We start from the raw sequence: 14,731 nt of genomic DNA, 5'->3' as shown, positions 1-14,731 counted from the left end.
CTTGCCAGCGGAATATATTTTGTGCGTTTAGAAACCGAAGGAAAAAGCCGGTGCCGCAAAATGATGATGGTAAAATAAAATAGTGAGATGGTAAAATAGACAGTAACCCTGATTTATTATAAATATCTCTTTCGGATAACACAGATAAAAGAACAGGAGATGTTTTATTTTATTCTTTTTCCCTTATATTCCCTGCTCTGAGTTAATAGACCCAAGTTACTTCATTTCTCTTTTCCCTTTATGAAGAGAAAAAACCTTTTGTTGACCTTCCATCTTGACAGAAAGCAGGTCTTGCAAAAGATAGCAAAAAAACAGAAGGGAAGAAAAAAGAGTGGAAAGACCTTCCTGGCAACAGTATTTTATGGAGATGGCATATCTTGTTTCCAGGCGCAGCACTTGTTTGCGCCGAAAAGTAGGTGCTGTTTTGGTTCGGGATAATCAAATTATAGCTACCGGTTATAACGGCAGCCCTAAAGGTGTTCCTCATTGCTCAGAAATTGGTTGTTTAAGAGAGCAGCAAAATGTTCCTTCCGGTAAAAATCATGAACTTTGCAGAGGAGTTCATGCCGAACAAAATGCTATTATTCAAGCAGCTATCAATGGTTCTTCCACTCGGGGTGCCATTCTTTACTGTACCAATCAACCCTGCAGTATTTGTGCCCGGCTAATAATTAATGCTGAAATCAAAACCGTTTATATAGCTGAACCCTATCCTGATGAATTAGGGGAAGAACTCTTTCGGGAAGCAGGTGTTGAGCTTATCAAGTTTGATTTGAAAAATAATACGCTAAAGAAACTAATCTAATGAGCATTTTTCGTAAATTTAGCGTAAAGGACTTAATCATAATCACTTCCATAGCTGCTTTGGGAATTGCAATTAAGCAGGTTATCAATCCTGTAACTAAGTTAATTTCCACTCCTTTGGGCATACCTGGTGGTTCAATTACCGGTGGACTTTATATGCTGTGGTTGGTTTTAGCAGTTGTAATAGTAGATAAGCCCTTTACAGGAACGCTTTTTGGTCTGTTACAGTCAATTCTGGTATTGCTGATTGGAATGGCAGGAAAGATGGGTGCTTTTTCTTTGGTGGCATATACGGCACCGGGGATAATTGCTGACCTGTTATTTTGGCTGCTGCCTTATAAGAACAAACTGATAACTCATTTACTTCTTTGCGGTTGTGCCAATTTAACCGGTTCTTTGATATCCTCTGCCATTTTTTTTCGGATGCCAACCGTGATAATTATTTTCAATACTTGTACGGCATTTAGTTCCGGTATTTTAGGCGGCTATCTTGGTTTCGGCATATATCAATCACTAAAGGGAGCAAGGATTATTCAATGAAGAAGGATTTGTGTCTTTTAATCATACTTGGAGTTATTTTAACCCTATCATCTTTGGAAATAATAGATACTAAAGGCATTAGCCATTATTATGACAATGCTGAACTGTATAAAAAGGAAATGCAGGAAATAAAAACTACCCGGGAAAAAGATGGAACTGTGCGTCTTAACACCTGGCAGGGTTTTCGCTTTGATATTTGGTTGAAACAGCAGAAATTAGGCGATTTTGCCACTATCCGTTTGGAGTCCTCAGACCGCTATCAGGTAACTTTGGAAAAAGCTGAATTTGATTCTTTGGAAAGCTACATTGTTACAGGTCAGGATGGAGTTCCTTTTGAGGAAAATATGCTGCGTCTAATTTTTCCTGCTTTAAGAGAAATGCAATGGATTAAAGGTTTGGAGCGCGTTGTGCTGGAAAATTTTCAGCCGTTAATTCGTCCCCGTCGTTTTTATCTTATGCAGGAGGCCTTAAAAAAATATCCCTTGCAGCAAGACCCCAAACCCTTTGTAAAAACACAAGGTTGGTTTCTCAGTGATATTTTGATGGATTTATCAGAAGCGGAAGAAAAACAGGTTATTTTATACAGCAGAGATGGACTGAAACAGCATTTAACCTATCCTTTGCATTTGGAGGGGGCAATTCTGGAAAAAACAGCTGAAGGGCATTACAATTTAAAAAGTCCCCAAATTCCGGGTGGAATGTGGATGAAGGATGTTATTTATCTGCAATGTGATAACTATGCGTTAATTAGCGATGATGCTATCAATCAGTTTATTCCATTGGCGAAAACATTGCATTGGGAAACAACTCAGGAAATGCAATTCAGGATTGTTTTTGAGGATGGGGAAGAGGTGATGAATTTTACCGATGCCTTAGCTGAACCGCAGGTTTTTAAAGGAGCGCTTTTCATAGAGCTTTTCTGATGCTTATCTTGAAGGATTTCGGTATTTCCTTTGAGGAAAGGAAATTATGTGAGGGTATCAAGCTAAAAATTCCTGAGGGCTGTATATTTCATTTAAAGGGACATAATGCCAGCGGAAAAAGTTCATTGCTGAATGCCATCAGTGGAATAATTCCGGAATATGTGAAAGCCCAAACTACCGGCAACATTCTTTTAGGGGATATGGATTTGCAAACGATTCCCCTGAAAGAAAAATATCACTATTTATGGCATCAGTTAAGCGATACTGAAGCACAGTTATTTTTTCCCGATTGCCTATCCGAACTTGCTTTTGCTTTGGAACATATTGCCTTGCCTCAGGGAAAATTGATGAGTAAAATAAACCTGGCAGCTGGGCAATTTGGACTGGAAAATATGTTACAAAGAGACCCTTCCACGCTTAGCGGAGGGGAGAAAAAACTTTTGCTTTGTGCTGTTGCGGAGACAATTGACCCTCCCTTACTGCTTTTAGATGAGCCCTTAAACGGATTGGATAAACAGGCAACCGATTTGGTCTTAAAGTGGCTTAAAAACAAGAAAGAGCAAGGTAAAATCATCATAATTGCAGATCACAATCCGTTAATTGAAGGAATAGCTGATGATTCATACACTTTACCGGAAAACTTACAACCCCTGGCTATAAATAATTCTATATTCACCGAGGCAGATTTGCCTTGGCAGGATGAACGGGACTGTGCCATCAAACCTGTTTCGGAAGTTCTTTACAATATTGAAGAGCTCAGTTTTGCATATCCTAAAGCAGAATTTATTGTTAAAGACCTGTTTCTGACAATTTGGAGCACGGATAATATTTTGTTGCAAGGGAAAAACGGAGCCGGTAAAAGCACTTTCCTTCAGTTATTAACAGGTATCCAAAAACCTGCAAAAGGGAAAATATCATTGCAGGGAAAGCCGCTCCAGGGTTTGGATTCTAAGAACTTTGCTCACTTCTATTATCAAAGCCAGATAACCAGAGAAAACCTTTTAGGAATAAGCGTTAAACAAAACTGGCTGTTTTGGCAGATAGCCCTGCCACAGCTTATAAACTTACCCCTGCAAGAAGACCCTTTGTTTACAGAGCTTTCTGCAGGACAGCAGAAAATGGTATCACAGCAAATTTTGCCTTATTTATTGTCTAAATTCTGGATATTGGATGAGCCCTTTGCTTCTTTAGATGAAAATGCCGGCAAGCAACTACTGCAATTACTGCAATATAAAAGCAAGAACTATCCGGGAATGCTGATTGTTTCTCATTCTTTGGAAGAGCATAGAGATATATTTAATAGAGTGCTCTCATTTCAAAATCAAACCTTGCAAGAAGAAAAGTAATGAAAAACAGTTCTCTGCACCCGTTAACTCATATCTGCATTGTTTTGTTGCTTTCCACCTTTGTTTTTATTGCCAAAAAGCCGGTTTCTTTATTGTGCCTTACTATTCTGGCAATGCTTTATGCCGGTTGGCGGATGGAAAACGGTTGGCTGAAAGTATTCAAAACGCTGTGGCATACTTTGCCGTTTTTGTTGATATTAGCGTTCTTCCAAATTGTTTTCAGGCATAAAGGAACACTGCTTTGGTCTTATGGCATAATCAAAATTACCCGGGAAGCAGTTCTTCTTTCTTTGCAGCTAACTTTGCGTTTACTAACCGTTATTTATTGTGCTAAAGGATTAGCTGTTATGAATTACACGGAATTTTCCAAAGCATTTTCAGCTTTGCGTTTACCTGAAGAGCTTTCTTTTATGCTATCTTATGCTATCCATTTAGTTCCCAAGTTTTTAAGCCAACTGAAGGGATTTGTAACGGGACTTAAATTACGGGGAATTGATGCAGCCAAGTTATCATTATCCAAACGCTTACAGGTTTATAAACAACTATCTGTAACGGCATTGGCAGAACTAATCAGAAGCAGTGAAACTTCTGCCATCGCTTTGGAATTAAGAGGTTTTAGAAGTGAAGGCAAACGCAATATACTGCATCAACAGAAGTTCAGCTATCGGGATATCTTCTGTTTGCTTATTTTCGGGGCATTGGTAGTATTTGTTACCCTGATTTGATATTTCCCGCAGGTTTTGTTTCCCGCAGATTACGCTGATTTTATTTCACGCAGATTACGCAGATTACGCAGATTTCGCAGATTACGCAGATGAGAATTAGAAAAGGGATTTGTCGGATTTAAGATGAGTAATGAATATCACAATTGTAATTATAGAAAACTCTCAATGCATTTGGTGGTTTCAGTTTATAAAAATATAATCTGCGAAATCAGCGTAATCTGCGTGAAATAAAAATATGCGAAATCTGCGTGAAATAAAATTCGCGTAATCTGCGGGAAACATAGTTTGCGGGAAATATCAGCTGCGGGAAATGCTACCGGCAACCACAGCTTTAGGTTGCTGCAAGGTATTCATTTCTTGCAGAATGTTCTGTTGCTGCGTTCTAAATCTTTCCAGTTGGGTCTCATTCAGTTTTTCGGTTCCTACCATTTTCAGGTTCGTAGGATTGATATAATTTTTACCTCTTATTAACCCAAAATGCAGATGAGCACCTGTAGCTCTTCCGGTAGCTCCAACGCGTCCAATAATTTGTCCTTTTTTTACGCTCTGTCCTTTGCGGACGCTTACTGAGGAAAGATGTGCATATTGAGTTGTAAGTCCACTGGGATGTTTTAGGCGAATTTCATTACCGAAGCCACCATTGTAACCGGAATTCGTTACTGTTCCATTAGCGACGGCATAAACAGGGGTTCCATAACCTGCCCGATAATCAACTCCCTGATGATAAGCCCAGGTTCCATAAAAAGGGTCAATGCGTTTACCGAAAGTAGAAACAAGGTGGATAACGGATAAAGGAAAGCCCACACCGTTACTGTGACAACTTTTTCCCTCTTTGGTATAAAGTCCGTTCAACACGGAATTTTCTTCTGCATCCTCATAGCGGAAAAGTTCACGGTTTCCGGTTCGTTCACCGCTATATTGAACATAGAAAATCTTTTTACCGGGAAGTGTTTTTCCCTCAAAGATGCGTTCCTCTACAAAGATGCGAAAAGTATCGCCGTTACGGGCATCCCGGGCAAAATTTATTTCTGCTTCCAAGCCGTTATTTATTGCCTGTTTATCTTGAGGAGTAAAACCCATTGCCAGTAATGAAGCATCCAGGGTTTCTGTTAATCTACCTTCCAGAATGCGTTTTGTTTTGGTAACCGGTAAGGTCTCAATATTGTAGATGAGGGAATCACCACTAACAGTGAAATGATGACGCGTAGTGGGTTCCTGCACAAACATCATTTTGGCAATGTGTAATTTATCGGGAGAAAGCATTATTTTTAGTGTATCTCCCGGTTGAATAGTAGAAACATCAATATAATCGCCAAACTTAAAAGCCAGTAAACCAACTTCTTTCAGGGGCAAATCTAAATCCGCCAGCACAGAAAATATGCTGCCTCCGTCAGGAATTGTTTCCGTTATCCAAGGGTCAGAGGGTTTTAGTTCGTTAGTTTTTATTATTGGATCGTGCTTTTGATTGATACCCATAATGCTGACGATACAGAAAGTGGCTACAAGCAGAAAAATGAGGGAAAGAAGAATACTTTTTCCCCAATTCATACAATAACTCCAGGTTTTGTAACAGAATCCGTTTCGGTTTGCGGGGAGGGTTGTTTTTCCAGGTAAGGATGGTAATGAATATGTACCTGTCTTAAGCCGGAACTGAATTTATTTAGCAAGCGTTTTTCTACTGTATCGGAAATCATATTTCCTTTATCCACGCTGATATCTCCATCCACAGTAATTGTCATATTCACTGTGAAGTAAGGACCAAAACGATGAATACCCAATTCTTCAATGCTGCGAACTCCATCCACAATCATAGCTTCATCTTTCAGTTCTTTACAGAAACCTTCATCGGGAAGGTAATCCATCAATTCCTGAGAGGATTCGATAATTATTTCTATGCCCGTTTTCACGATATAAACAGCAACTATAGCTCCGGCAGCAGGGTCCATCCAATAATAACCAAGCCGACCAAAGAGGACACCAATAAAAACAGCAACCGCAGCCATAATATCATTCAAATGGTCATCTGCCAATGCCTTAAGGGTAGGATTATTAGTTTTGGGTATGTTTCTTTTGGTGTAAGTATATAGAAAGATTTTCAAGCAAAAGGTAAAGATAGCGATTACTAAAGTCCAAACGGAAAGAGGATGTCCGATTTCGGTTTTGGAAATTAAATCATAGACCTTATTGATAGATTCCCAAAAAATGGCAATTCCGGTAGTAAGAATAAAAGCTCCAACTACGAGGGCAGAAATGGATTCCAGCTGTCTGTGACCGTAAGGATGTTCTACATCAGCCGGCTTTTCCGCTTGTTTCATAAATATTTTAACTGCTATGTAATAGACCACATCGGAAGTAGAATTGACTCCATCTGCCAATAGGGCAGCGCTATGTCCTATAATGCCAATGAAGGTTTTAGCAATAGATAGAATGATATTGGAAAACAAACCCAAATTTACGGTTACGCGAGTAATACTATCTCTATCAGCCACTTATTTATATCTCCATAACATCTAACAAAGGATAATCGGGAAAAATTTGGCGTAAAAAACTATGCATTTCATCCGCATCTATATCACTACTTCCTACTCCGTGGGGATTTAAAGTAATTGCTTTCAGCTTGAAAGGAATTAGGGTAAGGGGCTTCTGATTTTCTAAAAAATGCTTCAGTTCGTCACTGCTTAGTTTAATACATTCCGGGTGCCGAAAAATAAGCTGAATACCGTTTAATTGTTTTCCGATGCGATTGTTTACACTGCTGGTATAGGCACCGGGAATATAGAGATGGCTTATTTTTGCGGTTTGGCTTAATATTTCCATTAGTTTTGTAGAATTGGAAATCAAGGATGCCAGACCGGTGGAATGCCATCTTCCCTTATCTTTAATCAGGATATTATTTTGGGTGGCAAGCTGTTGCAAGACAGGGCTTTTGTAAGTTTCAATGCGGGATAAAGTTATCAGCCGTTGCAGTTCTTCAGCTATTGTTTGAGCATTGCCAAAACTGGCTCCAGCACTTAATATTATAGCATCCACGGCATTGCTTAAGGCAATTGACTTCCGGTCAAAGGAACCATCAATCAGAACTTTTTCCGCTCCCAGTTTTTTCATTAAATCAGCACAGGCGAGCTGTTCATAAACAGTTGCGGGACCGGTAATTTCCGTTTTCAGGTCTATTTCGCTTTGGGCAATCCAAAGTTCCCTGTTGGAGCGACTAAAAGGAGTTTTAGCCAGGATGCTTATTTCCGAGCCGAGTGGCAGCAATGTTTTTGCTTCAGCGCAGAAAAGGCAGCCCTGAGGAATCATAACTTCGGGTTTAGGTGTTTTATAAAGAGCATCTTCCGTTTCACCATCGCGTCCTGTGCTCAGAATACCCCAACGATAAGGATAATTTGCCAAAATATAGTTCAGGACCGTTGTTTTACCGGCGTTTTTACAGATCCCCGCAATAGCTATATTTTTATATCGCCTATCGGAAATCCAGGAGAAATCCAAAAAGTCCTCTTTATTGTTTTCTACGGTGATTACGCTTTGTTTCTGCGGGACCTATAGCAACTTTTTTACCCCGCAGCAAAGCCATTATGCCTTCTGTGGATTTATATTCTTCGGCACAAAGAGAACGGTAATTATTTTCGTCCTGTTTTTCAAATTCCGGTTCTGTGTATGCTGTTATAAAACCTTCATAATTACGCAGGATAACTCTTCCCGGCATCTGAGAAATTACATAATTCGGCATAACAGGAATTTTACCTCCACCCCCGGGAGCATCTACAACATAGGTAGGAACACATAATCCGGAAGTATGCCCTCGCAAACTTTCTATTATTTCAATTCCTTTGGCTATCGGAGTGCGGAAATGACTGATGCCTTCAGAAAGATCGCACTGATAGATATAGTAAGGACGAACTCTATTTTTCACCAGTTTATGCACCAGGGCTTTCATTACATCCACATTATCGTTTACACCTTTCAGCAAAACAGATTGATTGCCCATCGGAATACCGGTTTCAGCAATTTTGCTAAGGGCTTGGCAGGAGTCCTCACAAAGTTCATTGGGATGATTAAAATGCGTGTTTAACCAGACAAATTTGTATTTCTTCAAAATAGTTAAAAGAGAATTAGTAAAGCGTTGAGGTAAAACAACCGGAGTTCTTGTTCCTAACCGCACTATTTCTATATGGTCAATCTGGCTCAATTTATTTAATAAATCATCCAAACGCTCGTCGCTTAAAGTGAGAGGATCGCCTCCACTTAAGATTACATCGCGCACTTCTTTATGTTCTTTAATATATTCCAGTGCTTTTTCTACATTTTCATCAGGCATCGGGGCATCATATTCACCAGCTTTTCTACGGCGGGTACAATGCCTGCAATACATTGCACATTGATCAGTTAGCAGCAGCAAAACCCGATCAGGATAGCGATGTGTCATTCCAGGAACAGGAGCATCGGCATCTTCACTTAAAGGATCTGCCATATCGGATGCTGAAATATGGCTTTCTGCAATCCGCGGAATTGCCTGTAAACGAATTGGATCATAAGGATTATTGTGATCAATTAACGAAAGATAATGAGGAGTAATCGCCATCCGAAAAGAAAATGCCTTATCCTTAAAGACAGCTTCTTCTTCGGGCTGCAGGGCAATGTATTTGGTAAGCTCTTCATAAGTAGTTATCCGATTTTGAATTTGCCAATGCCAGTCATTCCATTGTTCAGGAGTGGCAATGCTTTTAATGTCAATAATCTTGCTCATTTTGACCTCTTTGTTTAATCCGTATAGCGTTCTTTAAAAATCTGCATTAAAACAGGATTGTGGCGTAATAAATCCAAAGCAATTTCTGAATGATGATGAGCATAACCATTACCAATCATCATATCTACATCGGCACCAATGCCTTCTGCACCCAAAGCTGCTTTTGTAAAAGAAGTTGCCATAGAAAAGAAATAGACCAAACCCCTTTCTTTGGCTGCCATAATACTCGGCAGTTCCGTATCTCTGGTATTTACTACATTGATAACTACATCCGCCATTTTGCCGTTAGTAAGCCGGGAGACCTCTTTTTCTATTGTGATGGCATCAGTTGCTGCAGCAATGATTACTTCATCACAACCCGTTGTTTTGCAAGTGGAAATATAGTTTTCATTGCGAACAACGCCAATCACTTTTCCGCAAACTCCAGCCCTTTCTTTGGCTACAGCATTGCATAAAATTCCGCTTTTACCGTTAGCGCCAATAATAACTACGGTATCATCCGGTTTTACTAATCTTTCCACTTGTGCAGGAGCCCCGGCAACATCCAAAACGGAAAGCGCCAAATTTTCATCCAGATCATCCGGTAACTTGGCATAAACGCCGCTGCTGAAAAGAATTGCCTGCCCTTCAATTTCCATTTGATCCTTGTCTAACAGCACTTTTTTCACTTTATTTATTTTGAGAGGAGTTAGCGATAGCGAAACCAGAGAAGCAATTTTATCCCCTACTTTCACTTCTTCTTTCATTTCAAATTTATCACCAATAGCGGCAACTCTGCCGATGAACATTCCTCCGGAACCGGTATCTTCATTTTTATGCTTGCCGGTTCTGTTGGTAAGGTCAATGGCATGTTCGGCGAATGCTTTTTCCATATCTTTATGCCCTTGGGCAATAAGCTTGTTTTTTATCTGATGAAAGGAAGCGGAATCTATATTCAAACGAATAACATCAACCAGCATTTCGTTGTCCCAAATTTCGCTCATATCATTATTCAGAATTTTTGCCGGCTGGGGCAAAACACCTAAGGGCTCAATTACCCTGTGCGTTCCATATCTGCATCCATTACTTTTCATATCTCCTCCTGAAGTAGTGTCTATTTTTTTATTTTTATTCGCATTAGCTGTATTAACCCATTTTTTTATAAATGCCTTAGCTGTCAATTCTTTTGTAGGTGGATACCCTGAACAATTTATGCTGCAAAGGGTTCCGCTATTATGCCTGTAAGCTGTTTCCTGCAGTGAAATTTCCTTCCTTTTCCGGTTTCCAAACTAACTTTCTTTAATATTCATTTTAAGCTTTACCGCTTCCGATATAACCCCCATATCATTCCGGTATCGTTCCCGTATCGCGATATGGGAATTATAAGGGAACTTATTGAAAAGTATAGCGTTAGCAAGTATAGGCAAATAACCCCTGGAAAAATGAATTCTCTAAGGGGCTGTAGGCAATTGAGTTATTATTATTTATCACTTATACAGGCATTGGGGAGTTTAAATTCTGATCTTCAGCGGGAGTAAAAAGAGAACAATAAATTTACAGAAAAACTGCAAAAAATAGCTTGACATTATAATATGCTCAATTTTATTGGTATCAGTATGCAGAAAAAGTGCACAACAAGGAGTCAAAAAAATGATTATCACCTTCAGTGTCCAAAACTTCCTTTCCATCAGGGATAAAGTAACTTTGGATTTTCGTGCCACCAGTGATAAAACCCTGGAGGAATATTATGTAGTTTCAGTTGAAAAACCAAAGCGAAGAATCTTAAGAGCGGCTATGATTTATGGAGCAAATGCTTCCGGAAAAACTAATCTACTTATGGCTTTGGATTTTTTACAACAATTTATAAGTGATACATCTACTAATAAAGAAATTCCAATTCCTATAGTTCCGTTTGCAATGGATGAAGATAAGCCCTCAATTTTTGAGGTTGAATTTCTGCAAAAGGGGATTGTTTATAGCTACTATCTGGAATTAAACGAAAAATGTATCATCCAGGAAAATCTAAGCTATTTTCCCCAAGGAAGAAGGTCAACTGTCTTCTCGCGCAACCTTATAGATAAGAATGAATTCAAGTATCAATATAGCTGGAAGAATGCCTCTGTTGATAAGAAACAACAAGATGCTTTGGAATTAACTGTCCAAAACCAGTCCATTCTTTCAAAAATAGCCACAATGCAATATTCTGGGGTTCTTCAGGAAGCAAGGAATTGGTTTACTGGAACTATGAATCCTATTTTGGATTATACAACCGATCTTTTGAACTTCAATTATCTTACTTATTTAGACAGTTCGGAACAGAAAAAAAAATATAAACCTCTATATTTAGAACTCTTGAAGAGGGCTGATTTCTGGATAGAAGATTTTAATATGGAAAAAAAGATAATATCGTTAGGAGATTTACCACCAAGTTTAAGAGCAGAAATAGAAGAAAAACATAAAGAAAGAGAAGGAAATAAACAGATAGGTGAATTATATCGTCTTAAAAAAGAATTTACCCATAAAACCCCTTCAGGAACTTTTGTTCTAAATTATAATCTGGAATCAGCCGGAACTCAGAGTTTTTTTGGCTTGATTGGAATTCTATTTGAGCTAATATATAAAAACCGGATAGTTCCTATAGATGAAATTGAGAGTTCTTTGCATATTGATCTTATCATTCATTTCATCACTACTTTTTTAAGAAATAAAGGTGGGGGACAATTAATATTCACCTCTCAAAATACGGCTATCTTAAAAGAAAAAGATATCCTACGCAGAGATGCTATCTGGATTACTGATAGAAAAGAAGATGGAAGCACTTCTCTAACCAGCGTTTCTGATTATCCTGTGCGCAAAGAACATTCCATAGAAAGTATTTACAGAAAAGGATTGATAGGCGGTTTACCAAATTTGGGAAGCACTCTCTTGGAGGATGAAAATGACACAGAATAGAGGTAAACACTCCAGACCTTTCAGACCTGTAATATTAGTTTATTGTGAAGGCGAAACAGAAAAAGAATATTTAACTTGCCTTAAAAAAGATAGATATAAGAACTTAGGCATTAGGATAGAACCAAAGCTAAGTAATAATAATTTTAAGGAAATATTCCAGCAAATAGAACAACAACTCTCTAAACGCAAGGAACCAAATTACTTATATATCTTTTATGTTTTAGACCTGGATGTTATCTATAACAATTACCAAACAACTGAATACAATGAGAGAAAGAAAAAAGTGGAATCTATGGCTAAAGCAAAAGAAAGATTAACAATAATTGAATCCAAGCCCTGTATAGAGTTTTGGTTTCTTTTACACTTTAAAAATACCGATAAATGCTTTACTTCTTTTGATGAAGTTAAAAATGAACTATGCAAAGCATATCCTGATTACTGTAAAAGTCAGAAATATATTGCCGGTCTCTATATAAAATTGCAAGGTGGTCTGGAAACAGCCATCCAAAACTCCCAAAGAATATGCTCCAAACCCAGAATAAACAATGAAGATTATTCTTATACTGAAATGCATAATTTGATACTGTTTCTGGATGATTTACAGAAAGGAATTTCATAAAAACTATCAGGTTAATTTAGAACCTTAATGATTCATAAAAACCCGAGGAATACTATAACTTTAAATAACAAGTATATTCTGCGGTTTAGTAGCCGGATTCCGATTCTGCAAATTCAGTTTCTCCAGTTCTTATAGAATACTCCATTTTCGGTAGAGAAGAAGGATTTGCCCTTCCATTTTTCCCGGCTGCATTATTTGGGTTTAACTTTTCCCGAAAGCTATCTCTATATTTTACTTACTCACTTCAAACTAACCAGTTCGTATATTTTAACTGCAATGTTTTTTCCTTTAACCTTCACTTCATCCAGGTAGTTGGCATTGACCAGGTCTTGAACTTTTTCATAGGTGAACTCACTGATGATTATATGATTGAAGGTATTATATTCTTTATTCAGTCCTTCCAGCCGTGCTCCCAAATTAATTGTATCGCCAATAGCCGTGTAATCAAAGATTTGTTCGCTACCCAAATTTCCTACAACAGCCATTCCGGTATTAATTCCGATACCTATATCAAATGGTTCAATGCCTTCGCTTTGCCATTTTTCCTGTAATTGAGAGAGGCGGGTGCGCATTTGCAAAGCTGTTTTACAGGCATCAAAAGAATGATTGGGTAGAGCAACCGGGGTTCCATAAAGAGCCATAACTTCGTCACCTACGAATTTATCCAGAATACCGTGATTATTGATTATTATTTTAACCATTTCCGTAAGGTATTCATGGAGGATATTTACTGTTTCTTCCGGAGAATGTTTTTCGGAATAGGTAGTAAAACTGCGGATATCAGAAAACAGAACAGTTATTTCCTGTAAAGAACCACCGAATTTTAAACTTTTAGGATTGGCAAGAAGCTGACTGACCAGTTCCGGGGCAAGATATTGCTGAAACGCATTTCGGATAAAGCGTTTTTCTTTCATCGTTACCCAATAGTGATTTAAAATGCTGGCAACATAGATAAGAATTAACAGAATAACCGTTTGCGCTATGGGACAAATAATACCGGCTTTGTTAAATAGCAAGAGATTGATAATAAATAAAATAATCAGCAGTCCGATTAGAGCCAAGGCAGAAAACTGGGGCTTTAACACTTTAAAAAGTAACCAAAGCCCAAGCAGCAGAATAATTTCTATCAGCAAAAACAGCCAGGGATTCATTTTTTTCAAGTAATTTCCGGTTAGAACCATATCCAGAAAGTTAGCTTGAATTTCCACTCCAGAAGTCCATTCGCCACCGTAAGGAGTAGGAAATTTATCGTGTAATTCATCAATAGTTGCTCCCACCAGAACTATTTTATCTTTTAAAACGCCACTATCTCTGATTTCGTAGAATTCATCTATTTCCGCACCCTGATAACCAGGCATAGTAAAAGTGGAATCATCCAAAATGCTGGCATAAGAAAAAGCAGGATAAGTTCCCGCAGGACCTCTGAAATTGATGATTGCTTTGTTTCTATCCGCAAGGGGAATGCTTTTATCAGTTAAATGCAATGCTTTGCCGTTCACTTTAATATGCTCAGCCCAAGTATCTTGATAGACCCTATAGTTTGCCAGCGAAGCAATGCCGATGCTGTAGAGTTTTGTTTTATCAAATTGCTCAAATAGAGTGTATTTACGAATAAAGCCATCAGCATCAGCTTCCATATTCACAATTCCCCAAGGCAGATTGAAATCGGTTATAGCTTTAATTGGAGGAATCATCTGAGTTGGTTCTCCGGGATGTTTGGCAGGTAAAATCTTACCGGCAAAAATTACATTTTGATATTTAGCTGCCGTTTCTGCTAACTGATAATCACTTTCGGGAAAACCTTTTTCGGTAAATTCCACATCAAAAACTATTTGCCTTGCTCCCGCCTGGTTCAAGTTCTCAATTAACTTGGAATGATAAGAACGGGGAAAGGGCCAGGTTTCATTTAAGGCACTAAAGCTGTCATCATCAATTCCAATAATAACTATTTTATCGGAAACAGGCAATTTGCCTCGCAGGCAGAAAAGCAAATCCTGGGCTTTAGATTCAATGTTCTTAAAGAAGGGGATAGCAAAGATGATTTTTACTATCAGCAATATAATTAACAGATAGAAGAGGACTTTTTTTAATGGCAT

13 protein-coding genes are annotated in these 14,731 nt (G+C 38.4%); 7 read left to right on the top strand and 6 right to left on the bottom strand.

Annotated features, from left to right (window positions below; all coding sequences use genetic code 11):
• The first annotated feature begins 331 nt into the window (after nucleotides 1-331).
• The 5 genes from PLE33_05370 to PLE33_05350 are packed head-to-tail and all read left to right on the top strand — an operon-like array spanning nucleotide 332 to nucleotide 4,338.
• Complete coding sequence (locus PLE33_05370; protein ID HPS60674.1) at nucleotides 332-805, top strand: cytidine/deoxycytidylate deaminase family protein; 474 nt, start codon at nucleotides 332-334, stop codon at nucleotides 803-805.
• On the top strand, nucleotides 805-1,344 hold the full coding sequence (locus PLE33_05365; protein ID HPS60673.1) for an ECF transporter S component: 540 nt from the start codon (nucleotides 805-807) through the stop codon (nucleotides 1,342-1,344). The genes PLE33_05370 and PLE33_05365 overlap by 1 nt, the downstream gene beginning before the upstream one ends.
• A complete protein-coding gene (locus tag PLE33_05360) occupies nucleotides 1,341-2,267 on the top strand; it encodes a hypothetical protein (GenBank protein ID HPS60672.1) in 927 nt (308 codons plus the stop codon). The genes PLE33_05365 and PLE33_05360 overlap by 4 nt, the downstream gene beginning before the upstream one ends.
• The gene (locus PLE33_05355; GenBank protein HPS60671.1) at nucleotides 2,267-3,613 is read left to right on the top strand and encodes an ATP-binding cassette domain-containing protein; all 1,347 of its coding nucleotides are present in this window, start codon (nucleotides 2,267-2,269) and stop codon (nucleotides 3,611-3,613) included. Before PLE33_05360 ends, PLE33_05355 begins: the two co-directional genes overlap by 1 nt.
• Nucleotides 3,613-4,338: an energy-coupling factor transporter transmembrane component T gene (locus PLE33_05350; GenBank protein ID HPS60670.1), complete on the top strand. Its 726-nt coding sequence runs from the start codon at nucleotides 3,613-3,615 to the stop codon at nucleotides 4,336-4,338. Before PLE33_05355 ends, PLE33_05350 begins: the two co-directional genes overlap by 1 nt.
• Before the next feature lie 297 nt (nucleotides 4,339-4,635).
• Here the strand turns inward: PLE33_05350 and PLE33_05345 are convergent, their stop codons facing one another.
• The 5 genes from PLE33_05345 to PLE33_05325 are packed head-to-tail and all read right to left on the bottom strand — an operon-like array spanning nucleotide 4,636 to nucleotide 10,158.
• Nucleotides 4,636-5,886, bottom strand: coding sequence for a M23 family metallopeptidase (locus PLE33_05345; protein ID HPS60669.1), 1,251 nt, complete (start codon nucleotides 5,884-5,886; stop codon nucleotides 4,636-4,638).
• Nucleotides 5,883-6,827, bottom strand: coding sequence for a cation diffusion facilitator family transporter (locus PLE33_05340; protein ID HPS60668.1), 945 nt, complete (start codon nucleotides 6,825-6,827; stop codon nucleotides 5,883-5,885). Before PLE33_05340 ends, PLE33_05345 begins: the two co-directional genes overlap by 4 nt.
• 4 nt (nucleotides 6,828-6,831) lie before the next feature.
• Nucleotides 6,832-7,827 (bottom strand): hypothetical protein, encoded by a 996-nt coding sequence (locus PLE33_05335; GenBank protein HPS60667.1) that lies wholly within the window; start codon nucleotides 7,825-7,827, stop codon nucleotides 6,832-6,834.
• A 10-nt stretch (nucleotides 7,828-7,837) separates the two neighbouring features.
• Nucleotides 7,838-9,085, bottom strand: a complete 1,248-nt coding sequence (gene ablA, locus PLE33_05330; protein ID HPS60666.1) for a lysine 2,3-aminomutase — start codon at nucleotides 9,083-9,085, stop codon at nucleotides 7,838-7,840.
• A gap of 14 nt (nucleotides 9,086-9,099) precedes the next feature.
• Complete coding sequence (locus PLE33_05325) at nucleotides 9,100-10,158, bottom strand: zinc-binding dehydrogenase (protein HPS60665.1); 1,059 nt, start codon at nucleotides 10,156-10,158, stop codon at nucleotides 9,100-9,102.
• A 556-nt stretch (nucleotides 10,159-10,714) separates the two neighbouring features.
• Between PLE33_05325 and PLE33_05320 the strand changes: the two genes are divergently transcribed.
• Together PLE33_05320 and PLE33_05315 are read left to right on the top strand one after the other, a co-directional pair.
• Nucleotides 10,715-12,016 carry an ATP-binding protein gene (locus tag PLE33_05320; GenBank protein HPS60664.1) on the top strand — a complete coding sequence of 434 codons (1,302 nt, stop codon included), beginning with the start codon at nucleotides 10,715-10,717 and terminating at the stop codon, nucleotides 12,014-12,016.
• Nucleotides 12,003-12,635, top strand: coding sequence for an RloB family protein (locus tag PLE33_05315; protein ID HPS60663.1), 633 nt, complete (start codon nucleotides 12,003-12,005; stop codon nucleotides 12,633-12,635). The genes PLE33_05320 and PLE33_05315 overlap by 14 nt, the downstream gene beginning before the upstream one ends.
• A gap of 239 nt (nucleotides 12,636-12,874) precedes the next feature.
• On the opposite strand, the gene PLE33_05310 is transcribed toward PLE33_05315, so the two are convergent.
• On the bottom strand, nucleotides 12,875-14,731 hold the full coding sequence (locus PLE33_05310) for an adenylate/guanylate cyclase domain-containing protein (protein ID HPS60662.1): 1,857 nt from the start codon (nucleotides 14,729-14,731) through the stop codon (nucleotides 12,875-12,877).

It is taken from the genome of Candidatus Cloacimonas sp. (genome assembly GCA_035403355.1).
Taxonomy (GTDB): domain Bacteria; phylum Cloacimonadota; class Cloacimonadia; order Cloacimonadales; family Cloacimonadaceae; genus Cloacimonas.
Note: the sequence above shows the minus strand (reverse complement) of the source record. Positions and strands in the feature narration are given on the sequence as shown.